Raw genomic sequence first — 26324 nt, forward strand, 5'->3', positions numbered from 1 at the left:
CTACAATGCGTGAATGCTTGAATGTGGGTGTCTTGTCCTGAAACAGGTATACATAGAGAAGTAGACAATATTCAATGTTACAAACCTGATTTGATGTCTCCCATCTCAATTCTCCCTTAACACCTGGTTCATTATTTTATTTTTTCAAGCAATTTTTCTGTTTTTTCCCAAAGGTGTTTCCCATTTTCTGGAGCAGTAGCTTTTGGGTCTATTTCTTTTCTGCTCATCAAAAACAAATAGTCGGTTGGTTTCCCTTCCAGGTCTTTTGAAGCTGATAAATATACAACAGGCTCTGCGGCCTTTTCGGGGGAGCTAAAAAATAGTTTAAATACTAATTTCAGTAAAGGCTGCACCATTTTTGGAGCCTCACGGGCAATGTTGGAATTTACAGGACCCGGACACAAGGCAAAAACTGAGTGGGAAGTCTTTTCGCCAACATTGAGTCTTCTTGACAGTTCTTGAGAAAATGTTGTCATCAATAATTTATAATATCCATATCGTTCAACGGTTTTAGCCATCTTATGATCCTTAAATTCACCAAAAGTATCCCATTCAAATTCATCCGGATTCCTATGACTCTCAGACGACACAAAAATAATCCTTGGCAATTCATTTGAATCTGTGTTAAAACAATTTTCTTTTAACAACCCATTCACCAAGACAAACTTTGCAAGATAATTAACCATAAACATTTCATCTAATCCTTCTTTGGTTTTTCTTGCCTCACTTACCACTATGGCAGCATTGCAAATCAAGATATCTATTTGTCCAAACTTACTTTTTACCGCCTTCACCAGATGATGTATGGAATCAAAATCAGAAAGATCTACGGGCAACATATGAATGTTCGTTTTTCCCGATACTCTTTTAACTTCTTCTCCTTTTTCTGGAATACCACTTCGAACTGCCATAATGACCTCGGCATCTCTCGCAGCAAGCTGTTTGGCTACGGCTAAACCTAAGCCTGAACTTGAGCCGGTAATCAATACTTTTTTACCTTGTAAACTGTCAATTACTGACAATTCCCCTACTCTTTCCTGCTTTTTAAACAAGCCCAGGATTCCCGTAATCGTCGCCTGCAAAGGGCTGTCATATTTTTTTTCTTTCAAAGTCATTTTATTTCTTTAATGATGTTTGAAAATGTTCGTATGATGCCATATAATCTCTAATATAAGACTCATCGATCCCAAAGTCACTGAGCTCATATTGATGTATACCGTATTTTTCCTTAGGATTTCGACTATTTTCAGCTTCGAAAGACGCTAATAATTCGGCTGAAACAGGCTCTCCTCTGTCCCGATATATTTGTTTAACTGCATCGATGGTATCTTTTATCAAGTCTTCGTATAAAACATCGGTGAAAACCACATCACCTTTATCATTCTTGCGATATTCCAAAGCCTTGGATAACATAAAACCATTTTTTCTTACCCATTGTTTTGCCACTGTATGCTGGTCTACTTCCTCGCTAAATAATATCCTCGAATAGGATACCATACTCAAAAACGAAGGAATACATTCATTAATGTTTCGATGCGTCCAGATAAACTGAACGTTTCCAAAGTATTTTTTTACAAGCGGTAAAAACTCCAAATGATGCGGCGTTTTAAGTACCCACCTTTTGCCTGGTCTCTGCCATTGTAAAAGTTTCAACAACTTGACCATATATTCATACGCAGATGACTGATCGGCCTTTTCGAGCCAGGCAGCATAAGTTGGTACATTCATCGTAGCTTCAGTAGTGGTGCTTAAAAATGACACATCTAATAAGAGCACGTCTTCCTCAGGAGCCTCATATTCGATAGGATGAATCGCAAAAAAACCGGGTGACATATATTGCAAAGCCTTTACGCTTGTCTTGGCAATTTTTATACGCTCCTTTCCTGTTTTAATATCATTATTTATTGGTGCAGGATTCAAAGCTTCCCAACTTAATACACTTCGATTCTCAGGATCGGAAGCCAATAGGCGCTGTAATTTCGTAGTTCCTGTTCTTTGCAAGCCAACAATCACCATACATGGATAAAGTTCTTGTTCTAAAATTTCGGGATGCTTTTTAAAATAATACTCAGCCCTTAACCTCACAGACAGCAAATTAATGATCCTTTGTCGGGTAATGAATTGACCTATGGAGTGAAGTTGGGCCTCTTCCCTGATTGATTTTAACATTACCTCAAGAGGTTCTTCCCAAAAGTCGGTTCCAAAATCGTTTAGCCCGGTTGTTTTTTTTGCGGCATTCATTAAACTTTCCTTGGTGAGTACCGATTTGGTTCCCAAAGGGTAGGTTTTCCTCCAAAACTTATTGACTAAAGTAAACCACTTGGGTTGCTCCTTGTATTTACCTGATTTAATAATTTTTTTGTCTTTCATACAGCTTTCAAAGTATGAAATGGTACCACTTCGCAGTTTGGTTGAATCGCTTTGGCTCCGTTTTCCAATCTGTACCAGCGCCAACACATGGTTCCTTCAAAATGATCGCAGGTATCTAACCAGTTCTTATGGCCTGGATCTCTGTGGGCAACAACTATACGTACGCTGCCGTCAGCCTCATACTGTGCGGTTCCTTTACTAATGCAAATGGTATGATAACGGTAATCAAGAGATTCCATCCAATAATTGTTTAGCTGAAAGTTCCAGCTATCACAATCTGGAGGGTTAACAGTAATAATTAAAGCTTCCTCTTCTTTTAAATTCCAGTAGCTGTGGTAATAAATAATATTGGCATCTCCACCAGCTGCGTTTGATATTTTTGGGTCAAATTGAGGCAATTGATTGACGTGCTTCTTAAAACCTTTTGCCCATTTTGCAAATAACAAGGGTGCCCCTGCCACAAACATGGAAGCCATTTTTAATCCTTCATCGATCATTTTTGGCGTAATTGGATCAGGTGATTTTCGCCCATCCAAATTCTCAATATGAATTTCTGCCGCAACTTCTTTAAAGCGATCATAAAAAGTTTGGCGCACCATCACTAAACCGGTATCCGATTCAAGCTTTAACCAATTTTTACCTTTTTTTTCTTTGCTTAAAATGATTTCAAAACTGCCATCTTTCTCCAACTGCAAATCACTTCCTTCCAAAACTCCACAGGGGCTCAGGCCGCCGGTTGTGCCATAACTCCCATTTTGTGTAAAAAATCCTATATAATGAGCTGTGTTTCTTTTACCCCTGATTCGGTATTCAAATGCGCCACTTATCTGAGCATTGAAATAATAATTATCAGGATTATCGGCGCCCATTTTCACTGTTTTATGCACCATTCTTTTAAAAACCGGAAAACTTGGATCGGCATATTCCACAAAGGCCTCCAATGAAACTCTGGTTAAACGCGTCAAATATCTGATTCCCTCGGCTTGAGAAAATGCATCCTGAGGAGCTCCGGCATATTTTAAATTTGTTCCGGCAAGTTTTAACTTATCACAGTAGTCTTCCCATGATTTACCTGAAACAATGCGTTTATCATAAATATCATCTTCATTTAAGCCAAAAATGGAATATCTGATCTTTCTAAAAAAATTAGAAATGGCTAAAAAAACAAAAAGTAACTTCTGCATTTGACTAAAAAAATATCTTTTTTTAAATTAACATAAAACTATGATAAAAACAACAAACCCAATACTTGCATTGGATCTTCTTCAAGGAGCAAAACAAACTTCAAAACTCACTAGCTTTTTATATGATACTCCATAGCCAAATAAGGTTCTATGGATCCATAATCTAAAAAAGATTTCGTGTCGCGATATACGGCAATCATATTAGGAATTATATGATATGGTGTACCAAAAAATTTAAACGGATTCAACAATTCAGCTTTGGTTTTACAGTGCTCCTCTACAATCCCATCCCAACTTTCTGTATTATTTTTTCCCATGCCATCGACAACATTTCGGTTGTAATTCCATAAAGGATGTAATTTTAAGGACAGTGGGGTGTGGCTATTATGCCATCGGTCAATAAAGGTTTTATAGTCTATTGATTTTTTCTTGTTAAACAAAGTCAATAAACAAATGCCTGGACTTGCATTACCGTCTTCCCAGTTTTTAACATATGCCACTGGTAAAGCTTCAGTAACGTCAAAAGAACCTGCGAAACCTTCAATCGCATCAATTTCATCCATAATGGTTTCACCATGACAGACAACAGAAATCGAAGCAAGTTTCTTTTTTTTAAACGGAATAATCGAAATTGCGGGGGGTTTATTTTCGGTCAATACTACCTTAAGCTTTTCAGGATGCTGACGCAAAACAATATCATCGGCTAAGCTTAATATTCTATGCTTAAAACCTGAATAACTTTCTTGTTTAGCACCTCTGATCAGGTACATTATTTTTTTCATGTCAGAATCAATTCTAATTACTAAATTAGTCGTTCTTGTCTTGAAGCAAGATAGTAATTAATCAATACATTTTTATGAAAAATGAGAACCCCAACATTCTTGTCACAGGAGGTGCAGGGTTTCTGGGAAGTAGAATTGTCAAAGAATTATTATGCGATGACACGCCTCTGGAACCAGGCAGGATTATTGTTTTTGACTTACAAGAATACAAAGGACAAACAGATAATAAAATCGAAGTTATTAAAGGGGATATTCGGGATAAAAATGCTGTTGAAAAGGCTTGCCGGGGAATTGATATTGTAATCCATTGTGCTGCTATTATTGATTGGGGAACAAGAACTAAGGAGGAGGTTTTATCTGTGAATCTTGGTGGTACTAAAAATATTATTGCGTCATGTAAAAAAAACCGGGTTAATAACCTGGTCTTTACGAGTTCTTTGGATGCTGTATTTTCAGGAAAACCATTGGTAAATATTAATGAAGATCAACCTTACCCCGCTTCGTACCATACTGTATATTGTGAGTCAAAAGTCTTAGGCGAAAAGGCTGTTCTTGAAGCTGGTTCACCTCACTTAAAGACCTGTATTTTGAGGCCTTCAGATATTTATGGAGAAGCAGACCCCTATCATATGGATGCCTTAATTGATATGGCGAAAAGCGGCTTTTATGTTCGCCTGGGAAACGGCACTTCAAAATGTCAACAGGTGTATGTGGGCAATATGGCGCATGCCCATCTGTTAGCTGCGAAAGCACTGTGGACAGACAACAAAAAAGTTATACAGCAAATTTATTTTATCAGCGATGCCAATGGCGTTAATTTTTTCAAGTTTTTTGATCAAATAGTTTCTGGTGCCGGATATAAGATATTTCCTAAGAATGTATGGCTACCGTTCACATTAGCATATGCGATAGGTAGTATTTCAGAATTCATCGCAGTATTATGGCGACCCATAAAACATTACAATCCTAAGTTTAGCAGATTTGCGGTGTTATACACTTGTTTGGATTTTACTTTCTCAACTCAAAAAGCACTTGAAGATTTTAACTTCCAACCTAAATACAGTCATAATGAATCATTACAAAATACCATTGCTTATTATTTAAAAAAATAGAGCCATAATGAATGCATTATAGCATTGCATCATTTTTAAAAATAAATATCGAACAAGGAATTTTGAATGATGAAGGTGTGGAAAATATAATTTATTGGATACGTTTGCTTACAAGGAAGGGATTGAAGAATTTAACTTTCCCATTCGATATTCGATATTCCCTGTTCGATATTCGACATTCTTCCCCTAGTCCACATCCCCCCGATTCTTAAACCGGTTAAACATGAAATAAGCAATGATGACCAAAACAACAAATGGAAGATAGGTGCCAATCACAACCCCGATCTCATAACCTTTGTCCGGGGCGTTTTGCATTTTTTCTTCGATGTCGACTTGAAAAAGAAGTATCAGGATCAAATTCAGCATGGCTTAGGGTCTTAGTTTAGAAAGTGCGTTTTTAGTAAAATCAGACAGCACCAGTTTACCGCTGATTTCGGCTCTCTCGATCAATAATTCATCCCAGTGGTCTGTGCCTTCCCAAAATATTTTTTTCATGTTGAGCAGCGCTTCAGCATTGTATTGTGATAGCTGATGGGTCAATATGTCAATACCGTTATCCAGGTCTCTTTTATTTTCATAAACCGCGTTAAAGAGGCCTTTTTTTTCAGCCCAATAGGCGGTTTTCCAACTTTTGGCATCTAAGCTTAATTCACTTAAAGCTGAAATCCCCATTTTTCTTTCAAGGGCCGGAGCAATCACAAAAGGGCCAATGCCAATGCTCAGTTCTGATAATTTGATGTCTGATGCTTCTGTAGCAAAACAATAGTCGCAGGCTGCCGCAATACCCACGCCGCCGCCCACGGATTTCCCATGGACACGACCGATAATAAGTTTTGAACACTTTCTCATGGCATTGATCAGATTGGCAAAACCCGAAAAGAATTTTTCACCTTCTTCCAAAGTTGTTACCGTCAATAACTCGTCAAAAGAGGCTCCTGCACAAAAGGCCTTGGTTCCTTCACTCTGCAAAATGACCACTTTGACATTATCATCAACGCTGAGCCTGTCAAAAGTATCCACCAGTTTTTGCAGTAATTCACCAGGAAAGGAATTACTCTGAGGATGGGAAAAGGTTATTGTTGCGATGTAATGGTCGATGTGAGTGTAGATTGTACCTGACATAAAAATAAGATATATTATTATTTTCTGAATTGATAAATATAAGCAAGGATTAAAAAAATCTATTTTTGTTCGTTTTTGTCTTGACACAAAAAGAACCAAAAAAGTCAAGGCTGCACTAATTTTAGGCAAATTACTAATCCTCGCTGCCATCCGTTGCGAAACTCGTCCTGTCGTCCTCAAACATTGCAACTCAAAAATGTCAGCTTCCGGTTGTAATTATAACCTAAAATTACTGAGGCCAATATTTTACAATCTACAAAATTGACTTGACATTCAACATTCAAAACTAAAAAGTGATGGTTCAATCTCACTTCAATATTCCCTGTTCGTCATTCAATATTCCTTGTTCAAACATCTAAAATCTAAAATCTAAAATCTGAAATCTGAAATCTTCAATCTCAAATCTGAAATCTGAAATCTTCATTTTCCTAGTTCATCCCACTCACAGCAACATTTCTGTCAATCTTCCTCATGAGTCCTTGCAAGACTTTTCCAGGGCCGAGTTCTATAAATTCTGTTCCTCCGTCAGCGATCATTTGCTGTATGGTTTGGGTCCATTTTACAGGTGCCGTCAACTGAGCCATCAGGTTTTTTTTGATTGCTGAAGGATCATTTACTGCACTGGCAGTCACATTTTGATAGATCGGGCAAATAGGTTTGTTAAAACTTGTATTTTCTATGGCTGCTGCCAATTGTTCACGTGCAGGCTCCATCAAAGGAGAATGAAATGCACCACCAACCGGAAGTACCATGGCCATTCTGGCTCCTCTTTCTTTGGCTGTTTCACAGGCCTTATTGACTGCCTCGATTTCACCCGAAATAACCAATTGGCCGGGGCAATTGTAATTGGCCGCTACAACAATTCCCGGTGTTTGTTCGCATATTTCTTCAACAACTTTATCTTCAAGGCTTAGTATGGCTGCCATGGTCGATGGTTGTAATTCACAGGCTTTTTGCATGGCTTGTGCGCGCTGGGAAACAAGTTCCAGACCTGCATCAAAAGCCAAAGCCCCGTTTGCGACAAGGGCCGAAAATTCACCTAAGGAATGCCCGGCAACCATTTCAGGTTTAAAATCTTGACCAAGTGTTTTGGCCAGGATTACTGAATGTAAAAATATAGCGGGTTGGGTTACCTTGGTTTCCTTTAGATCATCTGACGATCCTTCGAACATGATGTCTGTTATCGAAAACCCTAAAATATCATTTGCCTGGTTAAAAAGTTCCTGTGCGAGAGGGGAGCTTTCAAAAAGAGGTAATCCCATACCTGGGAACTGGGCTCCCTGACCGGGGAATATGTATGCTTTCATATAAAGTTGATTTTTTTCTTTAGACAAAAGTACAGAATTGAATTTAATGGATAATATTTATTGTTCTTTTGTCTTGAAACAAAATTAATTACTCGCGTAAAAGATATTTATTACTTATTCATTTTTACTCATCCCTTTTTTATTGGTTTTAGTATTCGTGATGTGCTTCGCAGTTGACACAACAAAAAATGAAACCAATAATTAATTTCTCTTTGTTCAATTTTTTTTGCTCCTCCAAAAAAAACGAACCAAAAAAAAGGAGGTAACTTTTACGAGGTGTTTTTTAGGCTTTTCTATCGAACGCCTAAAAACCGTTTACAAAGCGCTAAATTTTTTCCAAGGCTTCAAAAATTCTTAACGCGCTTTTTAACTACACTGACGTAAAAGATTCAAAACAAATAAAAATTAATCTAACGAGAATACTTCAACATTCTAAAATCTTCAATCTGAAATCTCCAATCTTAAATCAACAGCCTTAGTATTATTGCTTCGTGCCGTGCTAAGATCGGATTAATAATTCGGCTTTAAGAATCACTTCGAAATTCGAAATTCCCTGTTCGATATTCTTTATTCGTTTTTATTTATTTTAGCGACATGAACGAAAAAACCTTGTCTTCAAAAGACAAAAATTTAGCTTTTAACATCTACCTTATCCTGGCTGCTATATTCATAGCTTCACTGGTGGTTTCTAATCTTATTTTTCAAAAGTTCTTTTCATGGGATTTTTTCGGTTGGTATAATTTTGAGATTTCCGTAGGGATTTTACCTTATCCAATTACGTTTTTAGTAACAGATCTGATCTCTGAAATCTATGGGAAAAAGAAAGCAAATCAAGTAGTGATCACCGGGATTTTTGCATCTGCCTTTTCATTATTGATCATCATGATGTCTGATCTGGCTCCCGCGACGGAATGGTCACCGGTGGGGGATGAGGTGTTTCACCAGGTGTTTGGTTTATCGGCTTTAGCCGTATTTGCCTCGGCCATGGCTTATTTGGTGGCACAGTTCGTGGATATCAGGATTTACCATTTCTGGAAAAAGAAAACCAAAGGAAGGCATTTGTGGTTAAGAAATAATTTTTCGACCATTACTTCCCAGTTTTTAGATACGTTTTCGGTCCTCTTTTTACTCTGTTCGTTTGGGGTGATTGACTGGAACCTTTTTGGGATTTTACTGCTGAATGGATTTTTATTCAAACTTCTGGTGGCCCTTTTGGATACGCCAATATTGTACATTTTTGTGTACTGGTTCAGGGGCAGGTTCAATTTGCAGGCTCATGAAGAGATTGAATTGTAAATGGCTTTCTAAACGAACTCTTATTTATTTTTAAATATACCCTGACAGGGGTATTGCCTTACCTTTAATATCTAACTACATTAGCCCTAACAATTTTCCCAAACTTAAGGTGTTCTTTGAATATCTTTATAGTGTAAGGATTTTTAGGGAGACCTCTTAGGAGGTCTCTATTTTCTAACTGAACTTGTTTAACATAGTTTGATATTTTGAATTAATTACTTTTCCCCTCGAGAATAGATTTATTTCTATCCGATATAATAGCCAATGAATTTGATGAAGGATTTATTGGCTGTTATTTTGTTTTTTTTTTCTTGATATACTATTTGCTTTTTAGCAAGAATGACTCGTGAAATTTCATTCTGTTCCTTTTTTTGCTTCTCCAAAAAAAGAACCAAAAAAAGGAGCCTTTTACGAAGGTGTTTTTTAGGCTTTTCTATCGAACGCCTAAAAACCGTTTAAAAAGCGCTAAATTTTTTCCAAGGCTTCAAAAATTCTTTACGCGCTTTTTAACTACACTGACGTAAAAGATTCGATCTAATCTATAATTAAAGTTTCTGAGAACAATTTAAAATTGAAAAATCTTCAATCTGAAATCTCCAATCTCAAATCAACAGCTTTAGTATTATTGCTGGGTGCAGTGCCTCAATCTAAAGGAACATTGTACTTAGCAGAACAATTCGAGATTCAAAATTCCTTGTTCGATATTCGATATTCAATTTCACCAATGCTACAATATTAATGCGTGAATGTATGAATCATTTATTCAAGTTTCTTAATTCTGTTTTCTTGAAACAAATATACCCTCTAGAGGGTATGGATAACCAATTTTATTCTGCCTAATTTAGGTCAGAGTTTGGATTTAGGTTTATTTGATGCGGAATCATTGAAATAGGCAGGGCCGGATGAATAAATTTATAAGCATTTATGAAATTGTTTTTAAAGGAAATTATGGGTCAGGTCAAGGATCGTAAAGGTAATACCCTTAATCTTGAATCTCTGCGAAAAATTCCTTTAAACAATTTGGAATGTCTTTATCTTTTTGATTTTACAAAAAATCAAATCTTATACCACAAAGGATTTGATAGTGTTTTTGGATACAAGGGCAAAGGGATTGATATGGATTTTATTTTTGATAAGTACCATCCTGATGATGCACCTTTTATCAAAAATATTGTAAGAGGTCTGGTTGCTCAGTTGGTTACGATCACTATCCCGGAATTTTCTAATATCCTTACCATGTCATATCGTTTTAAAAAAGCTGATGGAACCTACGCAAGGGTGGTGAGCAATACTGTCGTGTACCAGACAGATGACAGCGATAAAATGATGAACGTACTGATCAAGTATACTGATATTTCATTCACAAACAAATCAGAAGCTGTTGAGTGGGTGGTAGATTCAACTTATTTGGATATGGACAAGATCAAGACAGGAGTCTACGGGGAAGGGATGACCGTATTTACCGATCGGGAATTACAAGTGATCAGTGAGATTTTTGAAGGAAACCCCAATGTTGAAATAGCGGCTAAACTGAGCATAAGCGTACACACGGTTACGACGCATAGAAAAAACATTTTATTTAAATCTAATTGCAGAGACACCAAGCAACTTAAGGTGTTCTGTAAAAGGAATGGAATTACGACAAGTTCTGAAAATCAAGATTAATTATGGATACAGGCGGCTTAAGCATTTTGGAGTTTCTTGAGGAATTCGCTAAGAACTATACACGAATTTCATTTCGGAATGATTATTTGGAAATGCTGCTGGATCTGAATGTAAGCCAGACAGAATGCATCTATGTTATTGATTTTTCTAAGAATAAAATGACCTTTGCCAAGGGTTTTGAATCTTTTTTAGGTTATGATGAGCAGAAGCTGACTTTAGAAACCTATTTGCAGCATATTCACCCGGATGATATTGATTTAGTTGGTCGGATAGGTGCCGCAACGATAAATCACTCCCATAAAAACCCTTCCAACAATAAAGATAATGTCTTGTATATTTCATTCAGGCTTAGAAATTCGAATGGTGATTTTTTAAAGGTACTTAGTCAGTCTTCAGTGTTTGAGACAGATCAAAAAGGAAACATGATGAGCGCTCTTGTAAAGGTTAGTGACCTGTCTTTTATAGAGGACGGAGAAGTGGTTCGTTACAAGTTTGTGGCTAAGAATCTGGACGAGGAAGTATTTAAAAGGGAAGTGTTTGGCGATAAAATTGATCTGTTTACAGAAAGGGAATTGGAGATTATAAAGGAAATTGAGAAAGGAAGCACCAATCTTGAAATGGCTGATACACTTGAAATTTCAAAGCATACCGTGGCGACGCATAGGAAAAAAATCATGAAAAAGAGTGGCTGCAGTTCTGCCGGGGAATTGTTAAAGTTTTGCAGGAGGAATGGCGTGTTGTAATGATTCAGTAAAATTGCATCAACCAATATAATGGACTTACAAACATTCGATATTCGACATTCAATATTCGTTATTCGATGTTCTCCCGGTGTTCTTTGAAAACCAATCAAATATGCATCTACCCTGATAAGGGTATTGTTCATAATTTTTTATTTTGTATATTGCCCCTTAAATTGTTATGGAAAAATAAAGAATATTAAGATTTAAATTTGATCTTAATTTCCTTTCTTTATTATTTCCTTTTTATTAAATTACAGGCAGATTTTAAGCAAATTTATGTTGTTTGAAATCGATAAAATTTTTATCATAAAACCCCTCATTATGAAAAGAAAATTACTTCAAATTAATCTTAGACAACCCTTGTCTAAAACATCATTACCAAATTTCTTAAGGTAATGTATGAGAAAAGGTTTATCCTATAAGAATAAAATGAACAGCCTTAAAAGGTCTGGTTCCATTTTGTCATGCTCATTGTTGCAGCTTCTTAGATTTGATTTTCCTTCTTAAGATTTGATTTAATATGATTTTTGGGGTTTAGATTCATACTTAAAGTAATATATTTCCGTTACTTTGAAGTTGTTTGTCTATGCGCAATTGTTGTGACTTGGAAAGGCGAAGCCGTTAGAGACCTTAAAGTGATTTATAAAGAAATTAAATAAAGTTTGGATAATTTGTTTGCAAATATAAAAGTAGAAACAGTTGCTTTAGTTGTATTGCTCCTTGGGTTTTTGACGACTTTTATACTAATTCCTAAACTGATTGGTATCTCAAGGTATAAGAATTTAATGGATCATCCTGATGAGCGCAGTTCTCATGATGAAAAAACGCCAACCCTTGGTGGGGTAGCTTTTTATATTAGTTTGATCTTCGGGCTTTTTACCATTCATTTTTTTGATTTTAATGGCTCAAGTTTTAATGTTCTGGTTGGAATTAGCATTTTGTTTTTTGTGGGCCTCAAAGATGATTTAATGGTGCTCTCTGCTCAAACGAAATTGGGGGCAGAAATTATAGCTGCAAGTTTTGTTTTGGCGATGCCAGATTTATGGTTGACAAATTTCAATGGTTTCCTTGGAATTGGTCATATTCCTGTTTTTGTCGGGATATTATTGAGTTATTTCATTATTATATTTGTTATAAATGCCTATAATTTAATTGATGGTATTGATGGCCTTGCAGGTTCGTTGGGAATAAAGGCATTTGTAATTTTTGCAACCTTTTTTTATTTTTCCAATAACTTTTTTTATTTTTTACTTTCAATATTGTCCATTGGTTTTTTAATTGCTTTTTTACGATTCAATTTATCTAAAAAGAATAAAATATTTATGGGCGACACTGGTTCATTGATCATTGGCTTTTTAATTGCCATCATGATAATTCGCTTTATAGCAATGAGCGTAAGTGAATTGGATTTGATTCGCATTAATCCAACGAATAAATTTATTATTGCCACATCAATATTATTTTTCCCTTTTATGGATGTTTTTCGAGTTGTTATCATGAGGCTTTTAAACAGAAGAGGTCCGTTTGATCCGGATAGAAGTCATATGCATCATATTTTGGTAGATAAGAGTTTGAAACATACTAAGGCCAGTTTAACCATGAGTATTTGTTCCTTTATAATATTTTGTATTATTTATTTTTTAAATGCAAAATTATCTGCCTTAGGCTTATCCCTGGTTTTTTTATTTTTGACTATGATTACTTTTTCAGTTTTAATAGTCTTAGATTCTGACAAACACGCTTCTTTATATCGAAAAAAATTCAAAGCAATTTTTCCCAGGCCAATACAAGTAATTGAGTTTAGGATAAGGAAAAGGATTATTATAGTTATGAAAAAAATATTTTATAAGGATTTGTTGTAGAAACACCTAGAAAACATTAGATAGAATTTCAATAATAAACTCATGTCATTTAAAAATAAATATACTCACATACCCCAACGCTTGATAGGTGAAGCTTTAATGAATTCAGCGGATCATGACCCTGCAAAAATGCAATTATTATGAAAAATAGCATAATCTCATTTGTGCATATTTGATATTGAAACCTAAAAATGAATATTTACCTTTGAAAATAAAAAAGAATCTTAAAAGTAAAGTTTTAAAATAAATTTATGAATGCAATTGATATTACGAAATTAGAAGAAGAAATCAAAAACTACATTATCGAGGCATCTCTTGAAGATATAGATATAATTGATAAGATTACACCTATTTTTGAAACAGGGCTTTTAGACTCTATGGGGCTTCTTTTCCTTATTGAATTTCTCACTGAAAATTATCAGGTAGAGGTAAATGATGATGATATAATCCCGGAAAATTTTGAATCGATTCAGAGCATTGTAGTTTTTGTTGAAAGAAAACTTAATGTTAATAAAGCCGTTAGGTAGACCAGCCCAAAACAACAATCCGATACTAAACGCTTAAAACCAAAATGCATAATACTTAATGTGCGGAATAGCAGGATTTTATCCAAATAGGACTGATCGTATTTCTACAAAAGTATTAAGACGAATGCTTACCCGGATCAAGCATCGCGGACCTGATGAAAGTGGTATTTATGTTTCAGATCAGGTGGCCTTGGGAAGTGTACGATTAAGCATAATTGATCTTGTATCAGGTACCATGCCTATCTCAAATAAGGATAGATCTTTATGGATCGTTTTTAATGGTGAGATATTTAATTATATAGAACTAAAAGAGGGGCTGATCCGATTAGGACATACATTTGAAACAAATTCAGATACAGAGGTTGTTCTCCATCTCTATGAGGAGTATGGTAAGGATTTTTTAAACATGTTAAATGGTCAATTTGCCATTTCGATCTGGGATAAGAAAAAAGAAGAATTATTTTTGGCGAGGGATAGGGTTGGAATCAGGCCATTATATTATACAGAAGTGAATGATACCTTTGTTTTTGCTTCAGAGATAAAAGCCTTAATGGAATTCCCTGGAATACAGCCAAAGATGTCAGCAGAAGCACTTGCTGAATATTTTACGTTCTGGACCTCTTTAAGTCCGAAAACAATTTTTCAAGGTATTTATGAAGTCCCTCCTGGTACTTATATGCGCATTAATTCTAAAGAAAGAAAGATTATTAAATATTGGCAATTACCCATATATAAGCAAGACGATCATAAATATTCAAATGTTGAGGAAGCTGCCAAGGATTTTGAAAAGATCTTTTCTAAGGCCGTCAAGTTGAGGTTAAGAGCTGATGTTCCGGTTGCGGCCTATTTAAGCGGAGGTATTGATTCCAGCGTAACCACTTCTTTTATTAAAAAGATTTCTCCTGAGAATCTGAAAACTTTTTCCATTGGTTTTACAGAAAAGGATTATGATGAAACAACCTATCAAAATATAGCAGTTAAATATTTCGATACGGAACACGCTAGTATTACCTGTAGTCCGGAAGATATTGCACAGAATTTTAAAGATGTGGTCTGGCATACAGAAGCACCCTTACTACGTACAGCTCCGGTTCCGATGAGTTTGTTGGCAAAAAATGTTAAAGATCACAATATTAAAGTAGTGATCACAGGTGAAGGTGCAGATGAATTGTTAGGGGGTTATAATATTTTCAAGGAAACAAAAATTCGCAGATTTTGGGCAAAAGATCCAAATTCAAAATACCGACCACTTTTATTAAAGAAATTGTATCCCTATTTGCCTCAAATGACTAATGCCAGTAGTAACATGTTAAAAATGTTTTTTGGCTATAAATTGAACGAAACAGATTCTCCGGTATATTCACATTTGTTGCGATGGAATAATACTTCAAGGATCAATAAATATTTATCTGATTCTTATAAAGAAAAGATCAAAGGATATGACCCTATACGCTCATTTGAAAAAGAAATAGAAGGAAAACTTGAAGGGCTGGATTCTTTGGCACAAGCGCAATGGATTGAGTTGAATTTATTTATGTCGGGTTATTTATTGTCTTCACAAGGAGACAGAATGGCGATGGCAAACTCTGTTGAAGGCAGGTATCCTTTTTTAGACCATAAAGTGATAGAATTTTGCATGCATTTATCTCCTGATCTAAAACTAAATGGATTAAATGAAAAGTATTTGTTAAAGAAAATGATGAAGAACCGGATGCCAAATGAAATTTTGGAAAGGTCAAAACAAGCCTATAGGGCTCCTATCAAGAGCGCTTTTGATTTTGAAAAACTTCCGATTTATTTGAAAGAAATGCTTTCTGAGCATATGATTGAAAAGTCAGGAATTTTTAACACAGGCCATGTTACTCGTTTGATAAAAATAATGAATACTAATAAACAAGTTTCAGAAATTGATAATATGGCCTTAACCGGAATTTTATCAGTACAAATATTAAATGATCTTTTTGTTAATAGATCAACTCCTGAATTAAAAGAGGAAGATTTGTTACAATTTGATAAAATTGTGATTGATTAATCAAAGCTTAACATATGAAAACGAAAGAACGCAGACCATTTTCAAAAGACATTTTAAAGTTTAATAATATTGAATCAATATCTAATGAGATTATTGAAAAACTAAAAAGTGATGTTGCGAATAAGTTACAGCGAAGAGGAGCTGTAGTGGGTATAAGTGGGGGTATTGATTCTTCTGTAGTTTTGGCCCTTTCTGCAAAGGCTTTTGGCCCTAAAAGAGTTCTGGGAATTATGTTGCCTGAACAAGATTCAAGTGGAGACAGCGAAATGTTAGCAAGAAAACTTGCCTCGAAATTTGGGGTTGACACCTTAGTTGAAAATATAACTTTGGCATTAGATGGTTTTGGTTGTTACCACAGAAGGGATGAAGCTATATCAAACGTTATTCCGGATTTTGATCCTGAAAAGGATAAAGCTAAGATCGAAATCAAACAGGATATAAATCAAAATATGCCTGCAATCTCTTCTATTACGGTTGTAAAGCCTAATAATGAAGTTGCCAGCAAGTTGTTGCCGGCCAGAGAGTATTTGCAAATTGTAGCTGCGACAAATTTTAAACAAAGAAGCAGGATGAGCATGTTATATTATCATGCAGAGAGATTGTATTATGCAGTTATTGGTACTCCTAATAAACATGAAGTAGAACAGGGATTTTTTGTAAAACATGGGGATGGTGCAGCCGATGTGATGCCAATAGCGCATTTATATAAGACCCAGGTTTATCAGTTAGCAGAATTTCTTGGTATCCCACAAGAAATCATTGAACGAACGCCAACTACAGACACTTTCTCTGCTGAACAAACTCAAGAGGATTATTTTTATCAAATGCCTTTTGAAAGTATGGATTTAATTTGGTATGGTTGGGAAAATGAATACCCCGCAGCTGAAGTCGGAAAAGTAATGGATAAAACTGAAGAAGAGATTGAAAATATATACAGGAATTTTGAACGTAAAAGAAAAACAACTGATTACTTAAGAATGAGGCCCATATTTTAATAAATTTATTTAATTGACAGTTAATTGATGATAATTTCTAATCCCAGACATAATTTATAGTGAACGTTTTTGATTACTTTTTTAAAGAAACAAAAGGTCTTGAAAAAGATTTTGTTCTTGGGAATAAGGAAACTATTTCGTTTAAAGAACTGTATAATAATAGTTTGAAGATTGCATCCTTTTTAAAGGAGAATTATGGGACGAACCAGAATATTATATTAATCAATCAAAATTCGGTTTTTTTTATAACCGTCTATTTGGGGATTATTAAATCAGGTAATGTTTGTGTCCCATTAGATTTTTCTATTGAACAAGGAAATTTTAATTTTATCGCTAACACAACCGAAAGTTCAATTATATTTTGTGGCAAACGAATTAATTCAAAACTAGAATTAAATATATTTAGGAGTATTATTGATGAAGACTCTTTTGAAAAGATTGTTAAAAATAATTCAATAAGCGATTTCTTAATTGATTTTGACAGTGAAAATCTGGCAGAAATAATTTTTACTTCCGGATCAACAGGGAAACCAAAAGGTGTGATGATTTCTCACCAAAACATTATTTCAAATACAGATTCTATATTAGGCTATTTGGATTTAACAGAGGATGATATTTTACTTGTAGTATTGCCGTTTTATTACTGTTATGGATTGTCACTTTTGCATACACATTTAAAAGCAGGAGCATCTATAGTTTTGAATAATACATTTATGTTTTTAGGAACAGTTTTCAGTGATTTGTCAGCCTATAAATGTACCGGTTTTTCTGGAGTTCCAAGCCATTTTCAGATGATGTTAAAAAAATCAAATATATTTAAATCAAGGGATTTTCCAGATTTAGTTTATGTGACACAAGCAGGTGGCAAACTAAATAATGTTTTTATTGAAGAATTTGTTTCTTTGATGCCAAACGTTAAGTTTTTTACAATGTATGGACAAACCGAAGCAACTGCTCGCTTGTCATATTTACCTCCTGAAATGGTTCTGAGAAAAATAGGTTCGGTTGGAAAAGCAATTACAAATGTAGTTTTGAAATTGATGAATGAGGAAGGTGAAGAAGTTAAAATAGGTGAAACTGGGGAAATTGTAGCAAAAGGTGGAAACATTATGTTAGGATATTATAAAGATCCTCAAGGAACAAACGAGATTTTGAACGATGGTTGGTTGAGCACTGGAGATTTAGGAATTATAGATAGTGAAGGGTATATTTATATCGTAGCTCGTAAAATGGAGATTGTTAAAATTGGCGGGAAAAGAATAAGTCTTAGAGAAGTAGAAGAAGTTGTTCTTTCTGTGGCTGAGGTTCAGGATTGTAAGGTTGAAACTATAGAAGATGACTTGTTAGGCGAATCGCTCAAATTAGTTGTTGTTATTGATGAATTATTAAATCAAAAATCAGTCGAAAAGAAAATATTGGCTAGATGTAGGAGTAAGCTTGCATTATTTAAGATTCCAAGATTAATCGAATTTGTTGCAAGCATATCAGTTTCAAAAACAGGTAAAAGAATTCGGTCAACAAATTAAATGGGCATGAATATGATCCATTTTTAGATGAATTATTTTAAATAAAGATATGGTCATTTTTCAATTTTCGAGAATTGTATAATTAATATTGAGGAACTTACAATATTTACAAGAGCTCCGAATTTAAAAGAAGAATTATAGAATATTTAAAAATGGGAATTATATTTTAAGTCCTGATTCCAATATAACACTTAATAAACCCCTCATGAAAATACTTATCACAGGTGCTGCCGGATTTATTGGTTCAAATTTGGCTGCCAGACTATTAGAAGGAAACCATTCCGTTATTGGAATTGATAATTTGGCTTATGGTTTTATGCGAAATGTTGAACCACTTATGAATAATCCAAAATTTGAATTTATATTGGGAGATATCGCAAATCCTCTTATTTTGAACGAAATAAAAGTAGATATTATTATTCATCTGGCTTCTCAAAAAATTCCCAGATATTCAAATGCTTTACGCACTCTCGACGAAAATTATCTTATGCTAAGAAATATAGTTCAGAAATGCCTCTTGGACAAATCAAAATTAATTTTCGCATCAACATCAGATGTTTATGGGAAAAATCCTAAAATTCCATTTAGTGAAAAGTCTGATTTATTATTGGGTCCAACAACAGTAAAAAGATGGGCATATGCGCTTTCAAAAATGTATGGTGAACATTATATTATTGCTAATCACGAAGAACACAATTTAAATTATACCATAACCCGCTTTTTTGGGTCATATGGACCAAATCAAAATCTCACTTGGTGGGGAGGACCACAGTCAGTATTTATTGAAAAAGCGATAAAAAATGAACCAATAGAGTTACATGGTGATGGATCTCAAACCAGAACATTCACTTATGTTGAAGACACAGTCAGTGCATTGGTTTTATGTGTTGAGAATGAAAAATCAAATAACGAAATATTCAATACTGGTTCAAAATCCTCTGCAGAAATCACAATAAGAGATCTAGCAATATTAATTTGGAAACTAATAAATGGCGAAGATTCAGAACCAAAATTAAATCTTATTCCTTATTCTCAATTTGGTAATTATGAGGATGTAATGCGTAGGGTTCCTGATATATCAAAAATACGTAAAACCCTTAATTTTAAATCTTTATGGGAACTCGAAGAAGGATTGAAAGTTACCATTGACTGGCAAAAAAAGTTCTACCAATAAGCGTATAATCTAAATTTTAAATGGCACAAATGAAAATTGGTATAGTTGGTGGTGGTTTTATGGGCCTTGTATTAGCACACAAAATCTCAAAAACCAAAGCTAAGGTCAAAGTTTTTGAGCGCGATATTCAACCCGGTGGATTAGCTACATACCATAACTTCGGATCTTTTATCTGGGATAGGTTTTATCATGTTATTTTACCTTCTGACAGTCATTTGATCGACTTACTGGAAGATTTGGGATTAGAGGAAAAATTGCGGTGGAGACGTTCCATGACCGGATATTATGTGGAAAATAAATTCTATTCGATAAGCAGTTCTAAGGAATTCTTACTTTTTCCGCCCTTAAGTCTTTTAGACAAATTTAGGTTGGGGTTTACCATCTTCTACGGCTCAAAGATCAAAAATTGGAAAAACCTTGAAAAAATATCCGCCAAGGATTGGTTGATCAAAATTGGTGGAAGAAAGACATATGAAAAATTTTGGTCTCCCTTATTACTGGCAAAATTAGGAAAAAACCATGAAAGCGTCTCCGCAGTATTTATCTGGTCATATATTACGAGACTCTTCAAGGCCCGCAGTTCCGCCGCTCAAAAAGAGCATATGGGCTACGTTTCAGGAGGTTATAAAACTGTTTTCGACCGATTGAAAGAGATACTACTTCAAAAAGGCTCTGAATTGGTATTAAGCTGTTCCGTGGTGAAAATAGTTCCGGATGCATCAGGAGGAATAAGAATTTTTTATAACAATAAAGAGGAACATTTTGACAAGCTAATATTTACTGCTCCTTTAAGTGTTTTGGGAAAGATAGCTTCACCTGATTTATTTGAAATTTCTAAAAATAACCAAGCCGTGGAATACCTTGGTGTAATTTGTATGGTGATGATTACAGATACCCCTTTAACACCTTATTATGTATTAAATATTGCCGATAAGGAAATACCATTTACTGGTGTAATTGGAATGAGTACAGTCGTTGACCTGGAAGAGACTAATGGCGAGTACATCACTTACTTTCCGAAATATGCCACAGCAGATGACCCGTTTTGGTCACTTACTGATGAAGAATTAGAAGTAATATTTTTGAAAGGAGTACAAAAATTGTATCCTGATTTTGATAAGAAAGAGATACATTCAATCCATATTAATAAAGCATTTAAAGTACAACCACTGCAGGTATTAAATTATTCCGAAATTATCCCTGAAATTAGGACCAGACATCCTGATTTTTATGTGCTCAATACCTCACAGTTTGTAAATGAAACGCTTAACAATAATACGGCAACACAACATGTCAACCATTTTATGACTAATTTCAATATAGAATTGCAAACCGAACTGTAAAATAATTAAAGCCAATATGAATAAACCACTTGCCAGCATGTCACTAGACCTTGATGATCAATGGTCGTATATGAAAGTACATGGAGACGATGGCTGGGATTTATATCCTTCCTATTTAGATATAGTTGTCCCATTTTTTCTCGATTTATTGGATGAAATGGATATCAAAATCACCTTTTTTATTGTTGGACAGGATGCTGTATTTGAGAAAAATCAAAAAATACTAAAAAGTATTATTGATCGTGGACATGAAATTGGCAATCATTCATTTCATCACGAATCCTGGCTAAAAACTTACACAAAAGAAAAAATAGAGAAAGAAATTATTCTTGCCGAGGATGCAATTCTGAAAGCTACCGGTCAAAAGACCAGGTGTTTCAGAGGACCGGGATTTAGTTGGAGTAATGATTTGTTGGAAGTATTAGCGAAAAGAGATTATATTTTTGATGCATCTATACTTCCAACTTATATTTCACCGCTTATGAGGAGGTATTATTTCTGGAAATCTAAATTGAGTAAAGAAGAACGTGAAAGCAGGAAGGAACTTTTTGGTTCTTTTAAAGAAGGATTTTATTCTCTGAAACCATTTAATTGGAAATTGGAGAATGGGTCTAGTTTACTCGAAATTCCCGTGACGACAATACCTGTATTTAAAATTCCATTCCATTTGAGTTATTTAATTTTCATTAGTGGATTTTCAATGTTGTTGATGAAAGCTTATCTGAATTTTTCACTTTTAATGTGCAAAATCACTAAAACATCGCCAAGCATTTTACTTCATCCCTTAGACTTGATAAGTGGAGATAAAGTTCCGCAATTGGCATTTTTCCCGGGAATGAATCTTCCGACAGAAAAAAAAATTGACGTATTTAAGTACACACTGAATCGAATCAAGAAAGACTTTGAAGTTCTTCCAATGTTAAATTTTGCTGATGGTTTAATCAGACAGAAATTAAATATTAAGGACGTGCCCGCAGGGAAAAGTTAATTAACTTATAATTACAAAATTCTTCATAAGTTAAATATAATTTCAAAAAACTAAAAATAGTATGTATAAGTATTTGAAACCAACTTTTGCACATATCACCTTAGGACTTATACTTATTCTTGGATTTGGTTATTGTAGACTTTTTAACGCAGATAGTTTTATACCTGTATTTACACTAATTGCATATGTTAGCTTTCATAAATTCAAGAATGAAGGTAAGATAGGTAATTTATCAAGGGTTTCATTAATTTCTATATTCGCTGCTTCGATATTTGCTTTTATAGCCTTTAGTTATATACAATATGGGCCTAGACATTGGGATTTTACTTGCTTTTTTCTTTATGGTAATGTTGCCGCAAAAGGAATGAATTTTTACAATCCAAGTGATTACCATACCATACTTACAACTCTTAACATACCTTTTCAGCTAAATGCCGAATTTATTCGAGAAGTAATTGACGTTGGTTGTCCTTATCCACCTCCAACTCTATTATTATTCTCAATACTAGGATCCTTTTCTTATGATAATGCTTTGATAATTTGGACTTTAATAAACAATCTTTTTTTATTGGGAAGTATTTTTTTAATAAGAAATTTATTTTTTAAAAGAATAGGATTCGAAAGTATTATGATATCAACAATCCTGGTTTTGACATACAGTTGGACAGCTAATATTATTTTTTACACCCAAATTTTATTCATTCTTTTGTTCTTTCTTTTGCTTTTTTATAAATACAGGGATCAGCCATTTGGGGGTGTATTTCTTGCTGTTGCTATATTTGTCAAACCATTCGCAGCAATACTTTTCATGTATCTGATTATCAAAAGACAGGATAAGGCCATCTTGTTTTTCATTCTAAGTTGTTTGATTATTTGCTCAATAACAGCAATGGCTTTTGGAATTGATCCATTTATCGAATACTTTTTAAATAATCCAACACTTAGAGAACCTGCGTGGCTTTTTACGGAAGGTAATAATCAGTCATTACTTGCTCAATTATTTAGGGCAATGCCTGAAAATAAGTCATTTGCCAAAATCATTTATTATATTGCATCAGGGGTGTTAGTATTTATTTTTGGTGGCATTATCTATCAAAATAAAAATAGTCAGAAAATGTTTGGAATATTTTTCGTGATATTACTCACTGTTGCGCTTATAATATATCCAAGTGGGCAACGTAATTATGCTATTGTGCATTTATTAAGTATTTTAATTTTGCTTAAATATTTAAAAAAATTAGACACTTCTGCTTTATTGATTTTTCTCTTTTATCTTGTCAGTTACGCAGGATTGTTTTATATAAATATATTTCTTCTTATTACCTGCTTAATAATAATTTACTGGGAAAGGGTTGATTTTATTTATTATGACCTAAGAGATTCAATCAAAACGGGAACCTGAATTACCTCAGATAAGAAGAGAAATATTCAATTCAATGAAGTCGATTATAGTTACTGCTGATGACCTGGGATTAGACCCTTCTATAAACAGGGGAATATTAGAAGCATATAAAAATGGGTTAGTTACGTGTTCAGCTTTGCTTATGAACGCACCTTCTACAGATGAAGGTATAGCAATAGCTAAAGATAACCCTGGCTTAGAAGTTGGCATTCACCTTTCAATTGTTGAAGGCTTCTCTTTAAGAAATATTCATTCAACTATAACTTCTAAAACCGCATATTTTGAAAATGGAATTTGCCTAAGGCGAGATTGGCATGATTTCTTAAAATGCTATTTAAAAGGGAATATTAATTTCAAAGAACTGGAGGAAGAGTTTGAGCTTCAAATTGGCAAATTTAAATCACATTTTAATACGATACCATTTCTTAATTCTACTCAGCATCTTCATTTGCTTCCCGGAATATGGAAAATCGTATTGAAATTATGTAAGCGTCATGAAATTAATTATGTTAGGCTACCTAAAATGACCTTTCCTGACCGTTTATGGTTAAACAAAAGGATGTTTTATCTTCTGCCGTTTTCCATTTTAGGATCTTATTGCCGTTTTTCACTTAGAAATACGCAGATTCAAACTACTGATTTTATGGTCGGAATGCAGTTTTCAGGAAGTGTAACTGTTGATAGATTAAAATTTATACTTTCAAATTTAAGAACTGGAACGAGTGAAATCATGTTGCATCCGGGATATCATAGTGATTACCTGGTTAAGCAATTACCAACTTCATATAACAATTTCCTCTGGGAAGATGAACTCAAAGCTGCAACATCTTTAGATACTAAATTCTATATCGAATCAAACAAAATTAATTTACTTAAATTTTCCGATGTTAATACCACTGAAGTATGAAAACAATTAGCATTGTAATTCCTGCATACAATGAGGAAGAAAGTCTGCCCTTTCTTTTGGATTCATTATTAGCACTATTTGAAAAGAAAGAATATATATTAGAAATAATTGTTATTGATGATGGGAGCAAGGATAATACATTTGATGTAGTCCGGAAATATAACAAGGTCAACAATTATATAAAAGGAATAAAACTGTCAAGAAATATGGGTCATCAAGCAGCATTAGATTGCGGGTTACGTCATACTATCGGTGATGCAGTAATCAGTATGGATGCAGACATGCAGCATCCACCGGAAATGATTCCCAAAATGCTTGATTTATGGGAGAATGAAGACTTTGAAGTTGTCTTAACTTCTAAGATGGAAAATAGAGATACAGGTCTTTTTTATATGATATGGTCAAAAACATTTTATTCTGTTTTTAATAAATGGTCAGAAGTAAAATTGACACCTAATGGATCTGACTTTAGATTAATGGGAAGAAAGAGTTTAGATGCTATCCTAAAAATGCCTGAATATCATAAATTTTATCGGGGATTAGTCCATTTTGTAGGTTTTAAAACAGTCACGATTCCATCACATGTAGATAAACGAATTGCCGGTACAAGGTCTTATACTTTCAGTAAATCACTTCGTCTTGCTTCTGATGGATTATTTTCATTTTCTAACTTCGCTCTAAAGCTCCCTTTTTTCTTTGGGCTGATACTTTTATGTATCGTTATTTTCTACTTGGCATATGTGGTCATAGGCATGTTTGCATTTAATTTCCAGTTTGTCAAAGGCTGGCCTTCAACAATAACACTGATTATACTGTCTATGGGCCTTCAACTTGTTTTTATGGGAATTATTGGTTTGTATATCGGAAAAATATTTAATGAAGTTAAGAGTCGCCCTCAGTACTTTAAAGATGAAGAGGTTGGAATTGGCAAAACCAGTGACTGATTATTTGTTTGAAAGTTCTAGACTTCACTAGACAGCAATATGACAGTTAAGCTTTTTAACTAATTCGTCTTTATAATCACTTAAATAGAAAGTATCCAAAATGAAATTATGGATTAGTAAAAATATTAAAACCTGATAAAATGAATTGTCCCGTTTGTTCGAAAAATAATGCAGAATTCAGGTTTATTAAAAATGGCTATTCAATTTTACACTGTAAAGATTGTGATCATTTGTTCACTGACTATGAGCCAACAGCTCAGGGAGTGGATCATATATATTCAGATGATTATTTTTTTAAAGGTGGCGTAGGATACGATGATTATACCTTAGAAAAGGACATGCTGATAAAAAGAGGTGAATATTATGCGGATAAAATTAGTAAACATATTGCTCCAGGTAAAGTTTTGGACGTAGGTTCTGCCGCAGGCTTTATTTTAAAAGGCTTTGAAAACAAAGGGTGGAATGGGACTGGAATAGAACCAAACAAATCTATGGTAGATTATGGGAGGCAAAATTTGGGATTAAACTTACAACAGGGTACAATTGAAACCATAGAACTAAAAGAAAAATTTGACTTAATTATTATCATCCAGGTAGTGGCACATCTTTATGACCTTAACTGTTCAATGAACAAAATTTCCAATTCTCTTAATCCAGGAGGCCTCATACTCATTGAAACATGGGACAAAGACAGTTGGACCTCTAGAATATTTGGAAAATACTGGCATGAATACTGCCCTCCGAGTACCTTAAACTATTTCAGCAAAAAAATTTTAAATCATTATATGAGTAGTCATAAGAATTTACTTATTGATCAGGGAACACCGAAAAAAAAGATTCATTCTAAACATGCAAAATCACTAATAAGTCATAAACTTATGGAAGTTAAAGGAATGAATTGGGCTACTGTATTTTTAAAATTAATTCCTGATAATGTGATGCTACCCTATCCTTCAGAAGACTTATTTTGGGCGCTATATAAAAGATATTAAACCTCAGAGCAAGCCCTGAACTCAATAACAGGAATCGACCTAAGGGACGTG

23 protein-coding genes are annotated in these 26324 nt (G+C 34.3%); 16 read left to right on the forward strand and 7 right to left on the reverse strand.

Annotation, left to right across the window (positions count from 1 at the left end; all coding sequences use genetic code 11):
* Window positions 1-131 precede the first annotated feature (131 nt).
* The 4 genes from AABB81_RS14620 to AABB81_RS14635 form a co-directional block, all read right to left on the reverse strand.
* Complete coding sequence (locus tag AABB81_RS14620) at window positions 132-1115, reverse strand: SDR family NAD(P)-dependent oxidoreductase (protein WP_342161298.1); 984 nt, start codon at window positions 1113-1115, stop codon at window positions 132-134.
* Window position 1116: 1 nt separating this feature from the next.
* Complete coding sequence (locus tag AABB81_RS14625; RefSeq protein ID WP_342161299.1) at window positions 1117-2370, reverse strand: sulfotransferase family protein; 1254 nt, start codon at window positions 2368-2370, stop codon at window positions 1117-1119.
* A complete protein-coding gene (locus AABB81_RS14630; protein WP_342161300.1) occupies window positions 2367-3554 on the reverse strand; it encodes a DUF1214 domain-containing protein in 1188 nt (395 codons plus the stop codon). Before AABB81_RS14630 ends, AABB81_RS14625 begins: the two co-directional genes overlap by 4 nt.
* A 110-nt stretch (window positions 3555-3664) precedes the next feature.
* Window positions 3665-4336 carry a hypothetical protein gene (locus AABB81_RS14635; protein WP_342161301.1) on the reverse strand — a complete coding sequence of 224 codons (672 nt, stop codon included), beginning with the start codon at window positions 4334-4336 and terminating at the stop codon, window positions 3665-3667.
* Between the two features lie 74 nt (window positions 4337-4410).
* Here AABB81_RS14635 and AABB81_RS14640 point away from each other — a divergent pair, with 74 nt between their 5' ends.
* A complete protein-coding gene (locus AABB81_RS14640; RefSeq protein ID WP_342161302.1) occupies window positions 4411-5448 on the forward strand; it encodes an NAD-dependent epimerase/dehydratase family protein in 1038 nt (345 codons plus the stop codon).
* Window positions 5449-5634: 186 nt separating this feature from the next.
* Here the strand turns inward: AABB81_RS14640 and AABB81_RS14645 are convergent, their stop codons facing one another.
* The 3 genes from AABB81_RS14645 to fabD all read right to left on the reverse strand — a co-directional run bounded on the left by AABB81_RS14645 (window position 5635) and on the right by fabD (window position 7877).
* The gene (locus AABB81_RS14645) at window positions 5635-5814 is read right to left on the reverse strand and encodes a hypothetical protein (protein ID WP_342161303.1); all 180 of its coding nucleotides are present in this window, start codon (window positions 5812-5814) and stop codon (window positions 5635-5637) included.
* A 3-nt stretch (window positions 5815-5817) separates the two neighbouring features.
* Entirely contained in the window at window positions 5818-6570 is a 753-nt protein-coding gene (locus AABB81_RS14650; protein WP_342161304.1) for an enoyl-CoA hydratase/isomerase family protein, read from the reverse strand.
* Between the two features lie 428 nt (window positions 6571-6998).
* Window positions 6999-7877 (reverse strand): ACP S-malonyltransferase, encoded by an 879-nt coding sequence (fabD, locus tag AABB81_RS14655; RefSeq protein WP_342161305.1) that lies wholly within the window; start codon window positions 7875-7877, stop codon window positions 6999-7001.
* Window positions 7878-8471: 594 nt separating this feature from the next.
* Here fabD and AABB81_RS14660 point away from each other — a divergent pair.
* From AABB81_RS14660 to AABB81_RS14730, 15 genes are all read left to right on the forward strand, one after another.
* Window positions 8472-9173 carry a queuosine precursor transporter gene (locus tag AABB81_RS14660; protein WP_342161306.1) on the forward strand — a complete coding sequence of 234 codons (702 nt, stop codon included), beginning with the start codon at window positions 8472-8474 and terminating at the stop codon, window positions 9171-9173.
* A 924-nt stretch (window positions 9174-10097) separates the two neighbouring features.
* Window positions 10098-10838: a response regulator transcription factor gene (locus AABB81_RS14665; RefSeq protein WP_342161307.1), complete on the forward strand. Its 741-nt coding sequence runs from the start codon at window positions 10098-10100 to the stop codon at window positions 10836-10838.
* 2 nt (window positions 10839-10840) lie between these two features.
* Complete coding sequence (locus tag AABB81_RS14670) at window positions 10841-11581, forward strand: LuxR C-terminal-related transcriptional regulator (RefSeq protein ID WP_342161308.1); 741 nt, start codon at window positions 10841-10843, stop codon at window positions 11579-11581.
* Window positions 11582-12243: 662 nt separating this feature from the next.
* A complete protein-coding gene (locus AABB81_RS14675) occupies window positions 12244-13443 on the forward strand; it encodes an MraY family glycosyltransferase (protein WP_342161309.1) in 1200 nt (399 codons plus the stop codon).
* A 251-nt stretch (window positions 13444-13694) separates the two neighbouring features.
* Window positions 13695-13970 (forward strand): acyl carrier protein, encoded by a 276-nt coding sequence (locus AABB81_RS14680; protein WP_342161310.1) that lies wholly within the window; start codon window positions 13695-13697, stop codon window positions 13968-13970.
* 58 nt (window positions 13971-14028) lie between these two features.
* Window positions 14029-16002, forward strand: a complete 1974-nt coding sequence (asnB, locus tag AABB81_RS14685) for an asparagine synthase (glutamine-hydrolyzing) (RefSeq protein ID WP_342161311.1) — start codon at window positions 14029-14031, stop codon at window positions 16000-16002.
* A 14-nt stretch (window positions 16003-16016) separates the two neighbouring features.
* Complete coding sequence (gene nadE / locus AABB81_RS14690; RefSeq protein ID WP_342161312.1) at window positions 16017-16997, forward strand: NAD(+) synthase; 981 nt, start codon at window positions 16017-16019, stop codon at window positions 16995-16997.
* Window positions 16998-17056: 59 nt separating this feature from the next.
* Entirely contained in the window at window positions 17057-18523 is a 1467-nt protein-coding gene (locus AABB81_RS14695) for a class I adenylate-forming enzyme family protein (RefSeq protein ID WP_342161313.1), read from the forward strand.
* Window positions 18524-18728: 205 nt separating this feature from the next.
* A complete protein-coding gene (locus AABB81_RS14700; protein ID WP_342161314.1) occupies window positions 18729-19697 on the forward strand; it encodes an NAD-dependent epimerase/dehydratase family protein in 969 nt (322 codons plus the stop codon).
* Between the two features lie 29 nt (window positions 19698-19726).
* On the forward strand, window positions 19727-21040 hold the full coding sequence (locus AABB81_RS14705) for an NAD(P)/FAD-dependent oxidoreductase (protein ID WP_342161315.1): 1314 nt from the start codon (window positions 19727-19729) through the stop codon (window positions 21038-21040).
* A gap of 16 nt (window positions 21041-21056) precedes the next feature.
* Window positions 21057-22028 (forward strand): polysaccharide deacetylase family protein, encoded by a 972-nt coding sequence (locus AABB81_RS14710; protein WP_342161316.1) that lies wholly within the window; start codon window positions 21057-21059, stop codon window positions 22026-22028.
* A gap of 61 nt (window positions 22029-22089) precedes the next feature.
* Window positions 22090-23430 (forward strand): glycosyltransferase family 87 protein, encoded by a 1341-nt coding sequence (locus AABB81_RS14715; protein ID WP_342161317.1) that lies wholly within the window; start codon window positions 22090-22092, stop codon window positions 23428-23430.
* Between the two features lie 34 nt (window positions 23431-23464).
* The gene (locus AABB81_RS14720) at window positions 23465-24337 is read left to right on the forward strand and encodes a carbohydrate deacetylase (RefSeq protein ID WP_342161318.1); all 873 of its coding nucleotides are present in this window, start codon (window positions 23465-23467) and stop codon (window positions 24335-24337) included.
* Window positions 24334-25281 carry a glycosyltransferase family 2 protein gene (locus tag AABB81_RS14725; RefSeq protein WP_342161319.1) on the forward strand — a complete coding sequence of 316 codons (948 nt, stop codon included), beginning with the start codon at window positions 24334-24336 and terminating at the stop codon, window positions 25279-25281. Before AABB81_RS14720 ends, AABB81_RS14725 begins: the two co-directional genes overlap by 4 nt.
* Window positions 25282-25421: 140 nt before the next feature.
* Window positions 25422-26273: a class I SAM-dependent methyltransferase gene (locus AABB81_RS14730; protein ID WP_342161320.1), complete on the forward strand. Its 852-nt coding sequence runs from the start codon at window positions 25422-25424 to the stop codon at window positions 26271-26273.
* Window positions 26274-26324: the final 51 nt, after the last annotated feature.

Source organism: Lutimonas vermicola, assembly GCF_038433205.1.
Lineage (GTDB): Bacteria > Bacteroidota > Bacteroidia > Flavobacteriales > Flavobacteriaceae > Lutimonas > Lutimonas vermicola.

Bases quoted from the DNA above. Each gene is read 5' to 3' on its own strand.
- AABB81_RS14620 (WP_342161298.1), bottom strand. From the start codon at position 1,115: ATGACTTTGAAAGAAAAAAAATATGACAGCCCTTTGCAGGCGACGATT.
- AABB81_RS14625 (WP_342161299.1), bottom strand. From the start codon at position 2,370: ATGAAAGACAAAAAAATTATTAAATCAGGTAAATACAAGGAGCAACCC.
- AABB81_RS14630 (WP_342161300.1), bottom strand. From the start codon at position 3,554: ATGCAGAAGTTACTTTTTGTTTTTTTAGCCATTTCTAATTTTTTTAGA.
- AABB81_RS14635 (WP_342161301.1), bottom strand. From the start codon at position 4,336: ATGAAAAAAATAATGTACCTGATCAGAGGTGCTAAACAAGAAAGTTAT.
- AABB81_RS14640 (WP_342161302.1), top strand. From the start codon at position 4,411: ATGAAAAATGAGAACCCCAACATTCTTGTCACAGGAGGTGCAGGGTTT.
- AABB81_RS14645 (WP_342161303.1), bottom strand. From the start codon at position 5,814: ATGCTGAATTTGATCCTGATACTTCTTTTTCAAGTCGACATCGAAGAA.
- AABB81_RS14650 (WP_342161304.1), bottom strand. From the start codon at position 6,570: ATGTCAGGTACAATCTACACTCACATCGACCATTACATCGCAACAATA.
- fabD (WP_342161305.1), bottom strand. From the start codon at position 7,877: ATGAAAGCATACATATTCCCCGGTCAGGGAGCCCAGTTCCCAGGTATG.
- AABB81_RS14660 (WP_342161306.1), top strand. From the start codon at position 8,472: ATGAACGAAAAAACCTTGTCTTCAAAAGACAAAAATTTAGCTTTTAAC.
- AABB81_RS14665 (WP_342161307.1), top strand. From the start codon at position 10,098: ATGAAATTGTTTTTAAAGGAAATTATGGGTCAGGTCAAGGATCGTAAA.
- AABB81_RS14670 (WP_342161308.1), top strand. From the start codon at position 10,841: ATGGATACAGGCGGCTTAAGCATTTTGGAGTTTCTTGAGGAATTCGCT.
- AABB81_RS14680 (WP_342161310.1), top strand. From the start codon at position 13,695: ATGAATGCAATTGATATTACGAAATTAGAAGAAGAAATCAAAAACTAC.
- asnB (WP_342161311.1), top strand. From the start codon at position 14,029: ATGTGCGGAATAGCAGGATTTTATCCAAATAGGACTGATCGTATTTCT.
- nadE (WP_342161312.1), top strand. From the start codon at position 16,017: ATGAAAACGAAAGAACGCAGACCATTTTCAAAAGACATTTTAAAGTTT.
- AABB81_RS14700 (WP_342161314.1), top strand. From the start codon at position 18,729: ATGAAAATACTTATCACAGGTGCTGCCGGATTTATTGGTTCAAATTTG.
- AABB81_RS14705 (WP_342161315.1), top strand. From the start codon at position 19,727: ATGAAAATTGGTATAGTTGGTGGTGGTTTTATGGGCCTTGTATTAGCA.
- AABB81_RS14710 (WP_342161316.1), top strand. From the start codon at position 21,057: ATGAATAAACCACTTGCCAGCATGTCACTAGACCTTGATGATCAATGG.
- AABB81_RS14715 (WP_342161317.1), top strand. From the start codon at position 22,090: ATGTATAAGTATTTGAAACCAACTTTTGCACATATCACCTTAGGACTT.
- AABB81_RS14720 (WP_342161318.1), top strand. From the start codon at position 23,465: ATGAAGTCGATTATAGTTACTGCTGATGACCTGGGATTAGACCCTTCT.
- AABB81_RS14725 (WP_342161319.1), top strand. From the start codon at position 24,334: ATGAAAACAATTAGCATTGTAATTCCTGCATACAATGAGGAAGAAAGT.
- AABB81_RS14730 (WP_342161320.1), top strand. From the start codon at position 25,422: ATGAATTGTCCCGTTTGTTCGAAAAATAATGCAGAATTCAGGTTTATT.